This is a genomic window from Lactobacillus sp. C449L (assembly GCF_059900815.1).
Map to the genome: position 1 here is coordinate 1 of NZ_JBWXGA010000356.1, position 422 is coordinate 422.

The following is a 422-nucleotide window of genomic DNA, read 5'->3' on the forward strand; positions in this document are numbered from 1 at the left end:
TTTAAAAAGAGACTATCCCAAGCAGATCATTCCGCTCGGCGACAGCCTCGGTGTTGCGCGTACATATGGCAGAAACCCGGTTGTTCAGTTATAGCGAATACTCCTCGGCCAATTTCATGATCTCCTCGTAAGCCTGTTCCGGCGTAATCGAGCCGAACATGATTTTTTCACCTACCGCCTTGTAATCCTTCTGGACGAAATTGGTCCACCCCTGCGGCTCCGGTACGTAAGTTTGCGCATCCGGGGCCGTATTCGTAATGAGATTGATGCCCATCTTGTCGGCTTCGCTCAGTTTCGGTGTCAGCTTCTCGACGATTTGGCCGGAAACCGGTACGCCGCGGGACGTTCCGAGAATTTCAGCCGCTTCCGGATCATTGATAAACCAGTCTATAAATTTCTTGGACGCTTCCACCTGCTTGGAC

General features: G+C 51.7%; 1 pseudogene. It reads right to left on the reverse strand.

Annotated elements, in window-relative coordinates:
• Positions 1 to 88: 88 nt before the first annotated feature.
• A pseudogene (locus tag AC2JF9_RS09765) lies at positions 89 to 422 on the reverse strand (hypothetical protein); the annotation flags it as partial.